This window comes from Streptomyces sp. NPDC042638 (genome assembly GCF_040647235.1).
In the GTDB taxonomy this organism is placed as follows: domain Bacteria; phylum Actinomycetota; class Actinomycetes; order Streptomycetales; family Streptomycetaceae; genus Streptomyces; species Streptomyces rameus.
Genome location: NZ_JBEZBT010000050.1, coordinates 34,436 through 53,173, shown reverse-complemented (window position 1 = coordinate 53,173; position 18,738 = coordinate 34,436). Strand labels below are relative to the sequence as shown.

Annotated in this window: 8 protein-coding genes; 6 read left to right on the top strand and 2 right to left on the bottom strand. The window is 75.1% G+C overall.

The window, feature by feature from the left end; all coding sequences use genetic code 11:
• Positions 1–96: 96 nt before the first annotated feature.
• Entirely contained in the window at positions 97–3,066 is a 2,970-nt protein-coding gene (locus AB0B40_RS30335) for a BTAD domain-containing putative transcriptional regulator (RefSeq protein WP_345053062.1), read from the top strand.
• A gap of 187 nt (positions 3,067–3,253) precedes the next feature.
• On the opposite strand, the gene AB0B40_RS30330 is transcribed toward AB0B40_RS30335, so the two are convergent.
• Both AB0B40_RS30330 and AB0B40_RS30325 read right to left on the bottom strand, forming a co-directional pair.
• On the bottom strand, positions 3,254–3,499 hold the full coding sequence (locus AB0B40_RS30330; protein ID WP_345053065.1) for a hypothetical protein: 246 nt from the start codon (positions 3,497–3,499) through the stop codon (positions 3,254–3,256).
• 165 nt (positions 3,500–3,664) lie between these two features.
• Positions 3,665–4,021, bottom strand: a complete 357-nt coding sequence (locus AB0B40_RS30325; RefSeq protein WP_345053067.1) for a hypothetical protein — start codon at positions 4,019–4,021, stop codon at positions 3,665–3,667.
• A 276-nt stretch (positions 4,022–4,297) separates the two neighbouring features.
• Between AB0B40_RS30325 and AB0B40_RS30320 the strand changes: the two genes are divergently transcribed.
• Genes AB0B40_RS30320 through AB0B40_RS30300 form a run of 5 tightly spaced genes read left to right on the top strand, consistent with a single transcriptional unit; the run spans position 4,298 to position 18,737 of the window.
• Complete coding sequence (locus AB0B40_RS30320) at positions 4,298–5,632, top strand: MFS transporter (protein WP_345053070.1); 1,335 nt, start codon at positions 4,298–4,300, stop codon at positions 5,630–5,632.
• Positions 5,616–9,155 (top strand): amino acid adenylation domain-containing protein, encoded by a 3,540-nt coding sequence (locus tag AB0B40_RS30315; protein ID WP_362266703.1) that lies wholly within the window; start codon positions 5,616–5,618, stop codon positions 9,153–9,155. Before AB0B40_RS30320 ends, AB0B40_RS30315 begins: the two co-directional genes overlap by 17 nt.
• Positions 9,140–10,192 (top strand): MupA/Atu3671 family FMN-dependent luciferase-like monooxygenase, encoded by a 1,053-nt coding sequence (locus tag AB0B40_RS30310; RefSeq protein ID WP_362266701.1) that lies wholly within the window; start codon positions 9,140–9,142, stop codon positions 10,190–10,192. Before AB0B40_RS30315 ends, AB0B40_RS30310 begins: the two co-directional genes overlap by 16 nt.
• On the top strand, positions 10,192–14,904 hold the full coding sequence (locus AB0B40_RS30305; protein WP_362266699.1) for an amino acid adenylation domain-containing protein: 4,713 nt from the start codon (positions 10,192–10,194) through the stop codon (positions 14,902–14,904). The genes AB0B40_RS30310 and AB0B40_RS30305 overlap by 1 nt, the downstream gene beginning before the upstream one ends.
• Entirely contained in the window at positions 14,901–18,737 is a 3,837-nt protein-coding gene (locus AB0B40_RS30300) for an amino acid adenylation domain-containing protein (RefSeq protein WP_362266697.1), read from the top strand. Before AB0B40_RS30305 ends, AB0B40_RS30300 begins: the two co-directional genes overlap by 4 nt.
• The last annotated feature ends 1 nt before the right edge of the window (position 18,738 follow it).

The following is an 18,738-nucleotide window of genomic DNA, read 5'->3' as shown; positions in this document are numbered from 1 at the left end:
CGAAGGGGACTGCTTAAGGGGAGCGGCGACTCAGGGGGGAGGCTGTCGGTGACGGCTGCGTCAGGAGATCAGCTTCGGTTCAATGTCCTCGGCCCGATGGAAGGGTGGTCGAATGGCGTCCGGTTGAAACTCGGCGGCGTTATTCAGGAGCGAGTTCTGGCCACTTTGCTGCTGGAGCCGGGAAAGGTACTCCCGGTCTCCCGGCTGGTCGAGGCCGCCTGGGACGACGATCCACCGGCGACCGCGTCCCACCAGGTCCGTAAGGCCGTCGCCGACCTGCGAAGACGGATACCGGGCGGTGCTGACGTACTGCTCACGGACGGCCCCGGCTACCGGGTCGTGATCGAAGAGACCCAGAATGATCTGTCCGAATTCGGAATGCTGGTGCGCACCGCAAAAGCGGCCGTGGCCGAAAGCCGACTCTCCGAGGCGTCCGAAATGCTGCGCGGCGCACTGGCGTTGTGGCGGGGCCCGGTGCTGTCCGGTATCGGGGGACCGGTCATCGAGGCGGCCGCCACCAGTATCGAGGAACGCCGGCTGGCCGTCTGGGAAGAGCACCTCGCCCTGCGCCTGTCCCTCGGCGAGTCCGGTGAGCTGATCCCGGACCTCAGGGAACTGGTCGCCCAGCACCCGCTGCGCGAGACCCTGCGCGGCCAGCTGATGCTCGCCCTGTACCGCTCGGGACGGCAGGCCGAGGCGCTGGAGGAGTACGGCAAGGTCCGCGAACTGCTCGTCGAGGAACTCGGCGTCGACCCGGGCCCGCAGCTGACCAGGCTGTACGAGGGCATCCTGCGGGAGAGTCCCGAACTGGCCGGTCCCGAGCCCGCCGCCCCGGCCCCCGTTCCCGTTCCGCTCCCGGCCGAGCCGCCCTGCACCCTGCCCTACGACCTCGCCGACTTCACCGGCCGTGCGGTCGAGATGGCCGAACTGCTGCGCTGCGCGACGCAGAAGGGGGAGCAGGGCCCGAAGATCGTGGCCCTGGACGGCATGGGCGGCAGCGGCAAGACCTCCCTCGCGGTGCGCGCGGCCTACCAGCTCATCCCCGAGTACCCGGACGGCCAGCTCCACATCGACCTGCGCGGCTACACCCCCGGTGACCAGCCGGTGTCCGCCGGCACCGCGCTGGACAGCCTGCTGCGGGCGCTCGGTATCCCCGGTGACCGCATCCCCGACGACACGGCCGGCCGCACCGCCCTGTGGCGGGCCACGCTCAGCGGCAAGCGGCTGCTGATCCTGCTCGACAACGCGGCCGACGCCTCCGGCATCCGCCCCCTGCTGCCCACCACCGCCGGCTGCCTGGTCCTGCTCACCAGCCGGGGCCGCCTCGTCGACCTCGACGGCGCGCAGTGGATCTCCCTCGGCGTGATGTCCCCGCGCGAGAGCGCCGCCCTGGTCGCCGAGACACTCGGCACCGAACGTGTCGCCGCCGAGCCCGAGGCCGCCGCCGAACTGGCCCGGCTGTGCGACCACCTCCCGCTCGCCCTGCGCATCGCCACCGCCCGCCTGCGCAACCGGCCCCGCTGGACCCTGCAGTACCTGGCCGAACGGCTGCGGGACGAGACCCGCCGGCTCGACGAACTCAGCTCCGGCGCCCGCAGCGTCTCCGCCACCCTGCGCCTGTCGTACCAGGCGCTGGACGAGGAGAGCCGCACGGCCTTCCGGATCCTCTCCCTGCACCCGGGCGGCGACATCAACGTCCACGCGGCGGCCGCGCTGCTCGGCTCTGACATGTGGGACGCCGAGGACGTGCTGGAACGCCTGCTGGACGTGCACCTCGTGCAGCAGCCGGAGATCGGGCTGTACTCCTTCCACGACCTGGTGCGCAGTTTCGCCCAGAGTCTCTTCGACGCCGCCGACCACAACGGTGACGAGGCGGCGACGGCCGTGGAACGGCTGCTCTGCTACTACCTGACGGCGACCGAGGCGGCCTGCGACGTCCTCTACCCCGGCCGCCGCCACCGCCCCACCGGCATCGAGAAGTCCACGGCCGACCTGCCGCCCCTCGGTGACGCCGAGCGGGCCCAGACCTGGTTCACCCGGGAACAGGACGCGCTGCTCGCCGCGGTCACGCTGGCCGAACGGCGGGGCCTCGACCGTTATGTCGTCTGTCTGAGCCGCAACCTCGTCTTCCAGCTCAGCGCGCGTGGACAACTGGAGGAGTTCGGGGCGCTGGGGCGGGCCTCGGTCGCCGCCGCCAAGCGCCTCGGTGACCTGGCCCTGCTGGGCGTGAGCCTGTCCAACCTGGGGGTCGCGTGCTGGCGGCTGGGCCGCTTCGAGGAGGGACTGCAGGCCGCCCGGGAGGGCCGGGACGTCGCCGCGCAGCTCGGCGACCGGCACACCGAGGCGCACAGCGAGGCCACTCTCGGCCAGTTCAACAGTCTGCTCGGCAACTTCCCCGAGGCGCTGGTCCACCTGGAGCGCGCGACCGCCTACGAGCGGGAACTGGGTACCCCCTGGTCGGAGTGCGACAGCCTGAGCCTGCTCAGCACCCTCTACGAGCAGTGGGGACGCCACGAGGAGGCCAAGGCGGCGGCCCGGCGCGCGGTGGATCTGCAGTGCGACCCGGGCCTGCGCGAGGAACAGTTCACCGCGCTCACCGACCTCGCCTTCGCCCAGGCCGGTCTCGGTGAGTACGAGGAGGCCGCGCGCAGCCTGGAGCAGGCCCGCGCGCTCGTCGACGACCGCGCCGACCAGGGGAACGTGGCCCTGGCCCTGGCCCTGTCGGCCGACGTCGACCAGCACCTCGGCCGGCCGGTGCGCACTCCCGACCTGGCCGAGCAGGCCCTCGAACTGGTGGCGTCCAACGCCTCGCCGCTGCGCCGGGCCAAGGTGGAGAACATCGTGGGCCGGCTGCGCCGGCGGCAGGGCGAGCGGCGGGCCGCGCGCGAACTGCACGCCGACGCCCGTGAACTGGCCTCCGCGATGAGCTACCGCATCGAGGAGGCGTACGCGCTGGCCGGGCTGGCGGACGCCGAGGACGACGCCGTGGCCGCGGCCCGGCACCGGGCCGCGGCGGAGGAACTGTTCGCGCGGATGGGGGTCGCGGAGGAACGGCGACGGCGCTGAACGGGCCGAGCGCGTGCGCTGAAAGGTTTCTCCAGCTGGGGCGCCCCAGAAGCCGGAACGGCCGCGGGGCGCGGGAGCGGCCACAGGAACGGCTGCGGGAAGCGGGAACGGCCGCAGGAACGGCGAGTGCCCCGCCCGGAGGTCCGGACGGGGCACTGTCGCGAGACGTGCAGCCTGGGGCGGGGGCTCAGCCGGCGACGATGACCGTGGGCTTCTGGTTGTCGGCCAGGACGACCGTGGTGCCGGTCGGCTTCTGGTTGTCGGCCGGGACGACCGTGACGTCGGTCGGCTTCTGGTTGTCGGCGAGGACGGAGGTGACGCCGGTGAGGTCCTGGCTGTTCGCCTGCACACCCTGCTCGATGGCGTGACCGCCGAAACCGAGGACCAGCGTGGCGGCGATCAGAGCGATGAACCCGGCAACCTTGCGTCCCATTGTCTGCCCCTTTGTGGTGTCTGAGCGATTCGCGGTGATTTCCGCTTCCTGACGCCACTGACTTTCCTGGGGGCCGTTCCCGGTGGGTTCCTCGTGCGTTACCGCCCTGCGGGAACGCATGGGGAACGGCCCCGGGAACCCCCGGGGAACGCCTTTGACCTGCGGTTACTCACTCAGACTGCACGTCACCACCCGAGGTCCCGCGGCGGTCAGCACCACCTGGGTACGGGCCGGTCCCGACTCATGGCCGGCCAGGTCGAGCAGCGACCGCACCAGCGAGCGCATGGCGGCCCGCTCGGCCTCGTCCGAGGGGGGCGGGGCGATCCTGGCCACGCTGTGCATGCCGTCCACCGTCTCCGTCTCGACACTGAACGTGGGCCCCTCGGCGAGGACGTGGGCGACGTAAGGCGGCGCCTGGCCGTCGGAGGCCGCCCGCTCCGCCCAGCGCTCCACGGAGGACAGGTCCTGGAGCGCGTGGGCCAGTGCCGTCCCGTCCGGCGAACGGTCCCGCGGATCCTTCACGGCTTACTCCTTCTGCGGGTCTGCAGACAACAACACCGGGACCCTCACCCGGACGGCTCCCGATTCCGTCCCGATCCGCTCCCGTCCCGGTCCCGTTCAGACGTTCGCGATGGGAACGCGTCGGGAATCGGCCACCGCATCATGACGGCCATTCGACAGCGGACCCGGAATCACGAGGCCGGTGCCCTGACCGCACGCGACCGTCCTGGGGGCAGTGCAGTGACAGCAACTCCAACCGATACGAGCCCGGGCCGTTTCACCGGCCTGGGGCCGCTCATGCTGGTCTGGTCGGGCCAGGCCGTCTCGCTCGTCGGCAGCGCGGCCGTCCGGTTCGCCTTCGTCGTCGACGTCTGGTCCACCGGGGAGAGGGCGAGCGCCGTCACCGCGCTCTCCCTGTGCGCGCTGCTCCCACAGGCGCTGCTCAGCCCGCTTGCGGGCGCAATCGTCGACCGTATGCGAAAGCGGTCCGCGCTTCAGCTTGCGGACGCCGGCGGCCTGCTGGTCGTGGGCTGCCTGGCGCTGCTGCACTACCTCGGCCTGCTCCACTCCTGGCAGATCTACGTCGCCACCGCCCTGCTCGGCGCCTGTGCGGCCTTCCAGTTCCCGGCCCTGTCCTCGGCCGTGCCGCTGCTCGTCCGCAAGGACCAGCTCGGCCGCGCCAACGGCCTGCTGGGCGGCGCCAAGAGCGCGGCGAGCATCGGCGGACCGGCGCTGGGCGGAATCCTGCTCACCGTCTTCGGGATAGGCCCGACCCTCCTCGCCGACCTGGTGAGTTACGCCATCGCCCTGATCGGCGTACGACTGGTGCGGTTGACCGGAGACAGGCCCGCACCGCCGTCCGGGCCGCGCCGCAGGATCACCGCGGAGTCCGGGGAGGGCCTGCGCTACCTGCTCCGCACGCCCGGCCTGCGGGACCTGATCGTCAACTTCTGTGTCGTCAACCTGGTGATGGTCTTCGGCTTCGCCCTGATCCAGCCCATGGTGCTGCTGCGGGCCGACAGCGCCGCGCTGGCCGCGGTCAACACCGCGATCGGTGTCGGCGGGGTCGCCGGCGGCCTGCTGATGGCCGCCTGGGGCGGACCGCGCGACCGCGGCCGGGGCATGATGCTGGGCGTCATCGGGATGTGCCTGTCCGCACTGGTGGGCATGGCGTTCGCCGGCGGGGTCCTCGGCTGGTCGGTGGCCGTGCTGATCGGCGCCCTGCTGATGACGGTCGTCAACTCGCAGATGAACGCCATCGTGCAGAGCAAGGTCCCCCAGGAGTGGCAGGGCCGCGTCTTCGGCGCGGTGATGTTCCTCGGCTACATCTCCGTCCCGCTGGCCACCGCCCTGTCCGGCCCGCTCGCCGACCACGTCTTCGAACCGCAGGCCGCCCACGGCACGGGCCTGTTCACCGTCCTCGGCCCGCTCTTCGGCGACCGGCCCGGCAGCGGCATGGCAGGCATGTTCTTCCTCGCCGGCCTGGCGGGCATCGGGGTCTCCCTGTGGGGGCTGGCCAGCCGGAACATCCGCGAGATCGACCTCGTGATGCCGGACGCGGACGACGAGGCGGCCGACGACGCGCACGACGTCCGGGAAGACGAAGGGGTCCGGGATGAAGTGCGTGCATGAACTCGTCGAGGAGCGGGCGCGGTCGGCACCCGGCACCCTCGCGCTCATCGACGGCGACGACCGCCTGACGTACGCCGAACTCGACGCGCGCGCCGCCCGCTCGGCCGCACTGCTCGTCCGGCACGGCGTACGGCACGGCGACACGGTCGGCGTGCACCTGGAGCGGTCGGCCGAACTGGTCGTGACCGTCCTCGGCGTCCTCAAGGCCGGCGCCGCCTATCTGATCCTCGACCCCGGCTTCCCGGCGGCACGCCTCGCCGCGATGGCGACGGACGCGGCCGTCACCGCCGTCGTCACACCTCGCGGCCGGCACCTCGGCGGCCTCGACGCCCCCGTGGTGCACCCCGGGGACGCGGGGACGGCGACCGCGCTGCCGCACGGCACGGTTCCCGTACGCCCCGCCGACCGCGCCTGCGTGATGTTCACCTCCGGCTCCACCGGCCGCCCCAAGGGCGTCGCCGCCCCGCACGAGGCGGTCACGGCCACCCTCACCGGCCAGGACTTCGCCTCCTTCGGGCCGGGCGCGGTCTGGCTCCAGTGCGCGCCGCTGTCCTGGGACGCGTTCGCGCTGGAACTGTGGGGGCCGCTCGTGAACGGCGGCACCTGTGTGCTGCACCCCCCGGGCCGCCCCGAGCCCCTCGTGATGGCACGCCTGATCACGGAGCACGGTGTCACGTCCATGTACCTGTCGGCATCCCTGTTCAACGTGGTCGTGGACGAGTACCCGGACGCCCTCGACGGTCTGCGTGAACTCCTCGTGGGCGGCGAGGCGTTGTCGCCCCCGCACGTCGCCCGCGCCCTCGCGCGCCGGCCCGGCCTGAGGCTGGCCAACGGCTACGGCCCCGTCGAGTGCATGGTCTTCCTCACCACCCACCCGGTCACACCCGGGGACCTGGCCACCGGCGGCCCCCTCCCGATCGGCCGCCCGCTCGCCGGGAAACGCCTGTACGTCCTCGACGAAGGGCTGCGGCCGGTCCCCGACGGCGGCACGGGCGAGCTGTACGCGGCCGGTGCGGGCCTGGCCCGGGAGTACACCGGCCAACCCGCCCTCACCGCCGAACGGTTCGTCGCCGCCCCCGGGGGCGAGCGCCTCTACCGCACCGGCGACCTGGTCCGCCGCCGGCCCGACGGTGTCCTCGAACACCTCGGCCGTGCCGACAGCCAGATCAAGATCCGGGGCTTCCGGGTGGAGCCCGGCGAGATCGAGACCGTCCTGGCCGGTCACCCGGGCGTCGACCGGGCCGCCGTGGTCGCCCACGCCCACCCCGCGGGGGACCGGCAGCTGACCGCGTACGTCGTCCCGCGCGGCACCCCGGCACCCTCGGCGGCGGAACTGCGCGGCCACGCCCGCCGCACCCTTCCCGACCACCTGGTGCCGGCCGCCTTCGTCGTCCTGGACGCCCTGCCCCTCACCCCGAGCGGCAAGCTGGACCGGGCGGCGCTGCCGGAACCGGTCTTCGCCTCCGGGGGGACCAGCGGTACGGACGAGCGGGCCGGCGGCCCGGCCGACGCGACCGTGAGCGCCCTGCGCGCCCTGTTCTCCGAGGTCCTCTCGGCCCCCCTCGGTCCCGACGACGACTTCTTCCTCCTCGGCGGCAACTCCCTGCTCGCCGCCCGGCTGGCGGGCCGGGTCCGCTCCGCGCTCGGCGTCGAGCTGGACATCCGTACGCTCTTCGAGGCGCCCACCCCGGCCCGGCTCGCCCCGCTCGTCGAACGCGCGCCCGCCGCCGTACCGCCGCCCGGGCCCACCACCGCCGCGGGTCCGCTGCCCGTGTCCGACGCCCAGCAACGCCTGTGGTTCCTGGACCGGACCGGCGCGGGCGCCGCCTACAACCTCCCCATGCTGGTCCGGCTGCGCGGAGCGGTCGATCCGGACGCGCTCGCCGGCGCACTGGCCGACGTCGCCGACCGGCACGAGGTGCTGCGCACCCTCTTCGGCGAGACCGACGGCGTCCCGGTACGGCGTGTGCTGCGCGGGACACGGGCGCAGCCGCCCTTCGCGCACGAGCACGTCGGGGCCGCGGAGCTGGAGCCGGCCCTCGCGGAGGTGGCGCGGCACCGCTTCGACCTGAGCGCCGAACTGCCCGTCCGGGCGGTCCTGTTCACCCTCCGGGAGCGGCCGGACGAGCACGCGCTGCTCGTGCTCGTGCACCACATCGCCGGTGACGGCTGGTCGCTTCGCCCGCTGTTCCGTGACCTGTCGCGGGCCTATACCGCCCGGGTCCAGGGCCGGCCGGCCGGCCTCGGCCCGCTCGCCGTCCCCTACGCCGAGCACGCCCGTCGCCGCCTGGACCGGCTGGGCTCCCCGGCCGATCCCGCTTCCCCGGCGGCCGTGCAACTCGCCTACTGGAGGCGGCGGCTGGCGGGACTGGACGCCGACGGCCCGCTGCTGCCGCGCCGCCCGCAGGCGCCCGCGGTGCCCGGACCGGCCGCCGGGACCGTCGTACGGCGGCTGGACGCGGCGGCCCACGCCCGGCTCGTCGACTCCGCGAACGCCCAGGGCGCCACCCTCTTCATGGCCCTGCACGCCGCCCTGGTCACCGTGCTGCTGCGGGCCGGCGCCGGCCCCGACACGGCGGTCGGCGCACCCGTGGCGGCACGGGCGGCCGACAGTGACGTCGAGGACGTCGTCGGGTTCTTCGTGAACCTGCTCGTCCTGCGCGCCGACGCGTCCGGTGACCCGACCGCGGCCGAACTGCTGGCCCGCGTCCGGGACACCGACCTCGCCGCCTTCGCCCACCAGGACGTGCCGTTCGAGAGCGTCGTCGGCGCGCTCAACCCCGCCCGCAGACCCGGCCGGCAACCGTTCACCGAGGTGGTCCTGGCGCTGCAGAACAACGCGCGCGCCGAGGTCGCGCTGCCGGGCGCCGAGGCCGGCGTGGAGCTGGTGCGCACCGGGTCCGCCCGGTTCGAGCTGCTCGTCGACGTGTCCGAGACCACCGCCCCGGACGGCACGCCCGGCGGCCTCACCCTCACCTTCGAGTACCGGGCCGAGGCACTGGAGGAGTCCTTCGCGGGCTGGCTGGCCGAGGCGCTGCCGCAGGCCCTGGAGGCCGCCGCGACCGCCCCGGCGACCCGCCTCTCCGCGCTCCCCCTGCCCGCACCGCCCCGCAGGGCGGGCACCGCCGACCGCCTCGCGTCACCGGCGGCCCCCGCCACCGCGCCCGCGGCCGGCACCCCGTCCGAGGAGCGCGTCGCCGCGGTCTGGCGCGAGGTCCTCGGCCTGCCCCGGGTCGGCCGCCACGAGGACTTCTTCGCCCTCGGCGGCAACTCGCTGCGGGCCGTACGGGTCGCCGCCCGCCTGAGCACCCCCGACCGGCCGGTGACCGCCGCGCAGCTCTTCGCCACCCCCACCGTCGCCGCCCTCGCCGCCGCACTGGAGGGCACCGCGGCCCGCCCGCGGCCCGCCATGGCACCCATCCCGCGCAGACCGCGCGTACCGCACACACCCCAGACATCCCGGACGACCGCGGCCGAGCGCGGCGGCAGGAAGCAGGAGGACAGGCAGTGGACCTCAGCGTGATGTTCTTCGGTGCGGACAGCACCGCCGGCGGGCAGGTGCGGCACGAGCGCACCTACGAGGACATCCTCACCGTCGCCCGGACCGCCGACCGCCTCGGCTTCCACGCCCTGTGGACGCCCGAGCGCCACTTCCAGCAGGTCGGGCAGGTGTTCTCCAGCCCACCGGTGCTCAGCGCCGCGCTCGCCGTGGCCACCGAGCGGATCGGCATCCGGGCCGGCAGCGTCGTCCTGCCGTTGCACCACCCGCTGAAGGTCGCCGAGGACTGGGCGGTCGTGGACAACCTCTCGCACGGCCGGGCGGGGCTGTCGGTCGCCACCGGCTGGCACTCCGCCGACTTCGCGCTCGCGCCCGGCAACTACGCCGACCGCCGCGCCCGCACCCTGGACACCGTCCCCGTCCTGCGCTCGCTGTGGGCGGGGGACAGCGCGCCCTTCCCGGACGGCACGGGCAAGCCGGTGAGCGTGCTGCCCCAGCCGCGGCCCGTACAGGAGTCGCTGCCGCTGTGGATCACCACGTCCGGCAACCCGGAGACGTGGGAGGCGGCCGGCCGGCTGCGCTGCGGGGTGCTCGGCGCGACCGTCGGGCAGAGCCGGGACGACCTCGCCGACCGCATCGCCCGTTACCGCGCCGCCTGCGCGGCCGCCCCCGACCAGCGGGGCACCGACGCGCACGGCCGGGTGACGCTCATGGCACACACCTACGTCGGCGCCGACGACGCGGAGGTACGGCGCCTGGCCGCCGCCCCGCTGAAGACGTACCTGGCCTCCTACCTCCGCCAGACCGCCGCCAACCGCACCGCCGACGCCGGCACCGCCGCGCTCACCGAGGAGAAGACCGCGCTGCTCGCGGAGTTCGCGTTCGAGCGCTACCTGAGCTGGGGCAGCCTGCTGGGCTCGCCCGGCCACTGCGCCAAGATGCTCGCCGACCTGGCGGAGCTGGGCGTGGACGAGGTCGCCTGCTTCGTCGACTTCGGCCTCGGACTCGACGACGTGCTCACGAGCCTGAACCGGCTGGCCGAACTGAAAGAGAGCCTGTGATGACCGCCCCCGTCCGTCAGGGACCGCGGCCCGCCGCCTCCCTCGCCGACCGCTTCAGCGCCCTCGGCGGTGAGCAGCGCGTCAAGCTGCTGCGCAAGCTGGTGGAGAGCGGACGCGTGCGGGACGTGCCCGCCGTCGTCCCGCCGAGGGACCCCGCCCGGCCGGTCCGGCTCAGCCCCGCGCAGCAGGACCTGTGGGCGTACGAGTCGCTGTATCCCGGCACCCCCGCCCTCAACCTGTGCTGTGCGTACCACTTCGAGGACCCCGTGGACGTCGCCCACCTCCAGGCCGCGCTCACCCTCGTCCAGGAGCACCACGACATCCTGCGCACCCGGGTCACCGGCACCCCGGGCGGCGAACTCCACGTCGACTTCCCCGACTCCGGCCCCTTCGTGCTGGAGCGCGACGACCTGCGCGGCACCGGAACCACCGTCCACCAGGCCTTCGACGCCTTCCGCCGGCGCCCCTTCGACCTGGACCGGGGCAGGCTGATGCGCGGCCGTTTCGTACGCGTCGACGACCGCCGTACGACCCTGATGCTGAGCGTGCACCACGCCATCGCCGACTGGTGGTCCTTCGACGTCCTGCAGAACGAGTTCGCCGAGGCGTACCTGGCCATCCGTGACGGCGCCGTGCCCCGGCTCACCCGCCCCGGCGTCCAGTACGCCGACTTCTCCGCCTGGCAGGGCGAGCTGGAGGAGGCCGGTGTCTTCGGTGAGCGTCTCGCCTTCTGGCGCCGCTACCTGGCCGACCCGCCCGGCCCGCTCACCGCCCCCGGCCACGGATCCACCGCCGACGACCCCGGCCGCGACCCCGACGGCATCGTCCACATCGGCTTCGACCTCGACCCGTCCGCCGCCGCCGCCGTCCGCGCCCTGGCCCGCCGCTCCGGCACCACCGTCTACGGCGTCCTGATGGCCGCTTTCGCGGTCCTCGCCCACCGGGTCACCGGTGCCGAGGACATGGTGCTGGGCACCCCCGTCGCCAACCGGGCCGCCAAGGGCCTGGAACGGGTCATCGGCTACGTCATGAACGCCGTCCCCACCCGCTGGCGCGTACGCCCCGACAGCTCCTTCGCCGACCTCCTCACCGTGTTCGCGGCCGACTTCCCCGACCTCGTCGCCAACGCCGACCTGCCCGTCGGCCGGATCGTCGCGGCGACCGCACCCGAGCGCAGCATCGGCCGGTCCCCGCTGTTCCAGTGGGTCTTCATGCACCTCACCCAGCAGCCGAGCGTGTCCGCCGTACGCGAGTTCGCCGAACCCGAACGCATCCACACCGGCGGCGAGCACGACCTCGTCGGCGTGGTGAAGGACAGCGGCGACGCGATGATCGGCAGCTTCGAGATCCGTACGGACACCTTCTCGCCGGAAGCGGTCGCGCGCTGGGCCGAGTGCTACGTCGAGCTGCTCAGGCAGGTCACCGAGGACCCGGCGCTGCGGGTGGCAGACATCGACATCGTGCCGTCGGGCCTGCGCGAGCGCCTGCTCGCGACGGCGTCGGGCGCCGGTGCGGCGGCGCCGCTGTCGCTGCCCGAGCTGGTGGCCCGGCAGGCCGCCCGCACCCCGGACGCACCCGCGCTCGACACCGGCACGCGGACCCTGTCGTACGCCCAACTCGCCGACCGGGTCGACCGGCTGGCCGGCGCCCTGGCCCGGCGCGGGGCCGGCCCCGGGCGCCTCGTGGCGCTCGTCCGCGGCCGTGGCACGGACTGGCCGGTGACCGCGCTGGCCGTCCAGCGGACGGGTGCCGCGTACCTGCCCCTCGATCCCGAGCACCCCGCGGAACGGCTGCGGCGCACGCTGGCCGACGCGGGGCCGGTGCTGGTCGTCGCGGACGACGCGCTGCCGGCGGCCGGCGACGTACCGGTGCTGGTGCCGGGCCCCGAGGCGTACGAGGGCGAGCCGTTGACCGCCCCCTACCCGGACCCGTCCAGCCCCGCCTACGTCATCCACACCTCGGGTTCCACCGGCACCCCCAAGGGTGTCGTCGTCCCGCACTCGGGCCTGGCCGCGCTCGCGAAGTCCCTGGCGGACCGGCTGGACCTGGCCTCCGGGGACCGGGTGCTCCAGCTGGGCCCCCCGACCTTCGACATATCGGTCGCCGACCTGTGCATGGCCTTCGGCTCCGGCGCGACCCTGGTCCTGCCGCCGGCCGGGATGCTGCTGGGGGACGACCTGGCGCGGGTGCTGACGCGGCGGCGGGTGTCCGCGGTCATGACGACACCGTCCGTGCTGGCGACGGTCCCGGCCGGTGCCTGCCCGGACCTGAGGGTGCTGGCGGTGGGCGCGGAGGCCTGCCCGCCGGAGCTGGTGGAGCGCTGGGCGGCGGACGGCCGCCGCTTCCACAACGTGTACGGCCCCACCGAGGCCACCGTCGCGGTCACGATCTCCGAGCCCCTCGGCCGTGGGAGCGGGCCGACGCGCGCACCGCTCGGCCGGCCCTTCGCCGGCGCGCGGGTACGCCTGCTCGACGACCGGCTCCGCCCGGTGGCCCCCGGCACGCGGGGTGAGCTGTACCTCTCCGGCCCCCTGGCCGACGGCTACCTGCACCGCCCCGCGCAGACCGCCGAGCGCTTCACGGCCGACCCCTACGGCCCCCCGGGCGCCCGCATGTACCGCACCGGCGACCTCGCCTGGCAGGACGACGACGGCACCCTGCACTACCTGGGCCGCACCGACGACCAGGTCAAACTGCGCGGCCTGCGCGCGGAGCCCGCCGAGATCGCCGCCACCCTCGCCGAACACCCCTCCGTCGGCGGCTCGGTGGCCGTCGTCCGGGAGGGCGGGGCCGGCCGCCCGCAGCTGGTCGGATACGTCGTCCCGGCCCCCGGCCACACCCCTGACCCGGGCACCCTGCTCGCCCACGCGGCCGAACGTCTGCCCGCCGGCCTGGTCCCGGCCGACGTGGTCGTCCTCGACGCGTTCCCGCTGACCTCCAACGGAAAGATCGACGGGGCCGCCCTGCCCGCCCCCGCCCCCCGCGGCCCGGCCGCGTCCCCCGCCGGCCGCCGCCCCGCGTCCCCGGCCGAACGGACCCTGTGCGCCCTGTACGCCGAGGTCCTCGGCACCGAACCCTCCGACGTGGACGCGGACGCGGACTTCTTCCGGCTCGGCGGCGACAGCATCATGGCCATCCAGCTCGCCGCCCGGGCCGCCGCGGCCGGTCTGCTCCTCGCCCCGCGGGACGTCTTCACCGCCCGCACCCCAGCCCGCCTGGCCCTGTCGGCCCGCCCGGCGGCCCCGGAGCGGCCCGCCGGCCCCGACCTGGCCGAGGGCCGCCTCCCGCTCACCCCGATCATGCACTGGTGGCGCGAACAGGGCACCCCGCTCGGCACGTTCATCCAGTCCATGGTGTTCCCCGTCCCGCACGGCGTCGGCCAGGACCGCGTCCGGGCCGCCGTCGCGGCCCTCGCCGAACGGCACGCCGCCCTCCGCATGCGGCTGATACGGCACGACGAGTCCACCGACTGGGAACTGGAGGCGGGCCCGGCCACCGTACGCACGGAACGCGTCGCCGTCCCCGCCGGCACCGACCCGGCCGGCCTCGCCCAGGAGTCGGCGCGCTCCGCCGTACTCGACCCGGAGCAGGGGGAGATGCTGCGGGCGCTCTGGCTCGACGCCGGACCCGGCCGGCCCGGTCTCCTGCTGCTCCTCGTGCACCACCTGGCCGTCGACGGGGTGTCCTGGCGGGTGCTGGGGCAGGAACTGGCGGGGCTGCTGGCGGACGGCGGCGAACCTCCGGCGGATCCGGGCGCCTCGTTCACCCGGTGGGCGCGGCTGCTGGCCGCCGAGGCGGACCGGGCGACGGACGAACTCGGCTGGTGGACCGGCCGGCTGGCCACCGCCGGCACGGCCCGGCTGACGGACGGACCGGACGGCTGGACGAGCCGGTCGGCCGCGTCCGCCACCGCCCACCGCCGCGCCGCCGTCACCGTCGAACTGGACGCCGAACTGACCCGGTCCGCCCTGGTCACCCTGCCCGGCGCCTTCCACTGCGGCACCGACGCCGTCCTGCTCACCGCCCTGGTCCGCGCGGCCGTCCGCCGGCGCGGCACCGGTACGGCCCTCCTCCTGCACCTGGAGGGACACGGCCGCGAGGCACTGTCGGCGCCCGTCGACGTCTCGCGCACGGTCGGCTGGTTCGTCACCCAGTACCCGGTCCTCCTCGACCCCGGCCCGGACCGCGGCCCCGCGGCGCTCAAGCAGGTCAAGGAGCAACTGCGGGCGGTGCCGTCCGCCGGCCTCGGCTGGGGCCTGCTGCGCTACCTCCACCCCGAGGCCGGCCCCGCCCTGGCCGCGCTGCCCGCTCCCGACGTCCGCTTCGCCTACCTGGGGCGGTTCGCCGGGGACGACGCGGCCGGCGGGCGGTTGCTCGACTCCGGACCGGAAGCGGTGCCGGTCGCGCACGCCCTGGAGATCGACGCCCTGGCCCGGGGCACGGAGGGCGAACCGCGGCTGGAGGCGACCTTCTCCTACGCGGAGGGCGTCCTCACCGAGGACGGCGTACGCGAGCTGGCCCGGCTGTGGACCGAGGAACTCACCGCCCTCGTGGCGGACACGGCGGACGGCTCCGCCGCCGGCCACACCCCGTCCGACTTCCCGCTGGTCGACCTGACCGTCGACCAGCTCATGGAGTACGAGAACGACCTGGACTTCGAGGAGGACGCCGACGGCTCCGACGGCCTCGACGGGGAGGTGACGTTCCGGTGAGCGGGAACGTCCAGGACGTCCTGCCGCTGTCCCCGGCCCAGGAAGGACTCCTCTTCCACACCCTGCGGGACACCACGGGACCCGACCCCTATCTGGTCCAGGCCCGGTTCCGGATCGGCCCCGGCACCGACCCGGGGCGGGTACGGGCCGCGGTGACGGAACTGCTGCGGCGCCACCCCAACCTGCGCGCCTGCTTCCGCCACGAACGCCTCGAACGGCCCGTGCAGATCGTTCCGCGCGCGGTGAAGGTGCCGTGGCGGGAGGCCGACCTCACCGGCCTCGACCCCGACGAGACGGCCGTGCGGATGCGACGGCTGCTGGAGTCGGACGCCGCCCGGCGCTTCGACCCCGCCCGGCCGCCCCTCGTGCGGGCCACCCTCGCCCGCCACGACACGGGTGCCGAACTGCTCCTGTCCTTCCACCACATCCTGCTCGACGGCTGGTCCATGCCGGTCGTGGAGGCGGACCTGGCCGCCCTGGTCGCGGGCCGCCCGCTGCCGCCCGCCGCCCCCTACCGCGACTACCTGGCGTGGCTGGCGCGGCAGGACCGGCACAAGGCGGAGACGGCCTGGGCCGAGGCACTGGAGGGGCTCGAACCGCCCGCGCCGCTCGCGACCGCGGCCGACGACGGCTCCTGCGACCGCGCCCAGGTCCGTCTGCCCGCCCACCTGACCGCCGCGCTCACCCGGCGCGCCGCGCAGGCCGGCGTCACCCTCAACACCCTCGTCCAGGCGGCCTGGGCACTCGTCCTGGCCCGGACCACGGGCTCCCGGGACGTGGTCTTCGGCGCGGTCGTCTCCGGCCGCCCGCACGACCTGCCCGGCGTCGAGAGCATGGTGGGCCTGTTCGTCAACACGCTCCCGGTACGGGTCCGGCTGCGTACCGGCGAGACCACGGCCGAACTGCTGGGCCGCCTCCAGGACGAACAGTCCCGGCTCGTCGCCCACCAGCACGCGCGGCTCGCCGACGTACAACGCGCCGCGGGCGTGGGGGAGCTGTTCGACTCCGTCCTCGCCTTCGAGAACTTCCCGCAGCGAGGTGAGGACGACACCGGCCCGGACGAGCTGACCCTCGTGCGGGTCACCGACGCCACCCACTACCCGGTGACGCTGGCCGTCACCGCCGGCGAGCGGCTGTGGCTGTCGGTCGGCTGCCGCCGGGGCCTGTCGGCGTCCGCGGTGGCCGGCCGCGTGGCCCATGCCCTGGGCGTGCTGGCGGGCGACCTCGACCGGCCGGCGGACGGCCTCGACGTCCTGCCGCCCGCGGAACACCTGCGGCTGATCGACCTCGCCACCGGTCCGGTCCGCCCCGTGGCCCGGCCGGCCACCGTCACCGCCCGGTTCGCCGCGCAGCGGGCCCGGACCCCCGACTGCCCGGCCGTCGAGTCGGACGGCACCACCCTCACCTACGCCGACCTGGACCTGGCCTCCGATGCCCTGGCCGCCCGTCTGGTCCGGGCGGGTACGGCCCCCGGCGACACGGTCGCCCTGCTGGCCGCCCGCTCCCCGTCCGTCGTCGTGGCCCAGCTGGCCGTCCTCAAGGCGGGCGCCTGCTGGCTGCCGCTGGACCCGGCCCAGCCGCCCGAACGCCTGGCCCGGCTGACGAAGGCGGCCGGGGTCCGGCTGGCGCTGACCGCGGGGACGGCGGCCGAACCGCCCGACGGCGTGCTGAGCCTGGACATCGACGAGCCCGGGCCGCCCCCCGCCTCGCCCCTCCCGGAAACCCACCCCGGCTCACCCGCCTGTGTCCTGTACACCTCCGGCTCCACCGGCGAACCCAAGGGCGTCGTCGTCCCGCACCGCGGCATCGTCGAACTCGCCGCCGACGCCCGCTTCCAGGGCGGCGGCCACCGCCGTGTGCTGGCGCACGCCCCCTGCACCTTCGACTCGGCGACGTACGAGGTGTGGGTGCCGCTGCTGAACGGCGGGACGGTCGTCATCGCCCCGCCCGGCCCCGTCACCCCCGGCGTCCTGCGCCGCGTGATCCCCGGGCGGCGGATCACCGCGCTGTTCCTCACGCCCGAACTCCTGCGCACGGTCGCGGAGATCGCGCCGGAGTCGGCGGCCGGGCTGAGGGAGATCTGGGCGGGCGGCGACGTACTCGCCCCCGAGACCGTGACCCGGCTGCGGGCGCACAGCCCGGGCACCACCGTCGTCAACGGGTACGGCCCCACCGAGGCGACCGTCTTCGCCACCGCCCACACCACCGACGGCGCCCCCGGCGCGATCCCCATCGGCCGCCCGCTGGACAACACCCGCGCCTACGTCCTGGACGGGCTGCTGCGCCCGGTGCCCGACGGAGGCACCGGCGAGCTGTACCTCGCCGGGACCGGCCTGGCGCACGGCTACCTCATGAGGCCCGCGCAGACGGCGGAGCGGTTCGTCGCCGACCCGTACGGGCCGCCGGGCAGCCGCATGTACCGCACCGGCGACCTGGCCCGCTGGACCGGCGACCGCGTCCTCGACTTCCGCGGCCGCGCCGACGACCAGATCAAGGTGCGCGGCGTGCGCATCGAACCGGCCGAGGCGGAGACCGCGCTCGCGGCCTGCCCCGGGGTACGGCGGGCCGTCGTCGCCGCGCGCCCGGACGCCGCCGGCGGCAAACGGCTCGCGGCATGGCTCCTGCCGGACGAGGCCACGGACGACGAGTGGCCCGAACTCCTGCGCCGCGCCAGGGAATTCGCCGCCCGGCAGCTGCCCGCCCACCTCGTGCCCTCCGTCTGGGCCCGCATCGACCACGTACCGCTCACCCGCCACGGCAAGACGGACCGGGCCGCCCTGCCCGAGCCGACGGGTGACGCGACCGGCGGGCCGGGCACCCGCGCTCCGCGCGACGACCGCGAACGGTGGCTGTGCGCGCTGTTCGCGGAGGTGCTCGGTGTGCCCGGCACCCACCCGGACACCGACTTCTTCACGGCCGGCGGCCACTCCCTGACCGCCCTGCGCCTGGCCTCGAAGGCCCGGGTGCCGCTGGCCGCCCTGTTCGCGGCTCCGACCCCCGCCCTGCTCGCCGCCCGCACCACCCCCACCCCCGCCCCCGGCACCGACCTGGCACCCCTCCTCACCCTCCGCACGGGCGACCGCACCCCCCTGTTCTGTGTCCATCCCGCCCTCGGCCTCGGCTGGTCCTTCGCCGCCCTCCTCCCGCACCTCCACCCGGACCGGCCGGTGCACGCCCTGCAGAGCCCGGCGCTCACCGAGGGCGCGGACCGGCTCCCGGCGAGCGTCGCCGCGCTGGCCGAGGCGTACACCGAACGCATCCGCGCACTCGTGCCGCACGGCCCGTACGCCCTGCTGGGACGCTCCTTCGGCGGTCCCGTCGCCCACGAGATCGCCGTACGCCTGCGCCGGGCCGGGCAGGAGGTGCGGCTGCTGGCCGTGCTGGACGCGATGCCCCAGCCCCCCGGCACCCCCCGGCTGCCGGCGGACGTGGTCGAGCGGGAGGCGCTGCGGATCCTGCTCCACAGCCACGCCCCGGACCGGCCCGCGCCCCCCGGCCGCTACGGCCGCACCGAGGCGTTCGCGGTGATCCGGACCACCGACAGCCCGCTCGCCGGCCTCGGTGACGGGGTGCTGCACGCCATGACCGACGCGGGCGCCCACCACATCCACCTCGCCCGCGCCTGGCGGCCGTCCCGTTACGACGGCCCCGTCACCTTCTTCTCCGCGACCCAGCAGGCCCACGCGGGGACCGCCGAGAAGGCGGCGGCCTGGCAGCCCGTCACCGCCGCCCTCGACGTGCACGAACTCGCCTGCACACACAGCGGAGTACTCCAGCCGGACCCGGCCGCACGCGTCGCCGCGGTCCTCGAAACCACCCTCCGGGGGGAATGAC

Bases quoted from the DNA above. Each gene is read 5' to 3' on its own strand.
- AB0B40_RS30335 (WP_345053062.1), top strand. From the start codon at position 97: ATGGAAGGGTGGTCGAATGGCGTCCGGTTGAAACTCGGCGGCGTTATT.
- AB0B40_RS30330 (WP_345053065.1), bottom strand. From the start codon at position 3,499: ATGGGACGCAAGGTTGCCGGGTTCATCGCTCTGATCGCCGCCACGCTG.
- AB0B40_RS30320 (WP_345053070.1), top strand. From the start codon at position 4,298: ATGCTGGTCTGGTCGGGCCAGGCCGTCTCGCTCGTCGGCAGCGCGGCC.
- AB0B40_RS30315 (WP_362266703.1), top strand. From the start codon at position 5,616: ATGAAGTGCGTGCATGAACTCGTCGAGGAGCGGGCGCGGTCGGCACCC.
- AB0B40_RS30305 (WP_362266699.1), top strand. From the start codon at position 10,192: ATGACCGCCCCCGTCCGTCAGGGACCGCGGCCCGCCGCCTCCCTCGCC.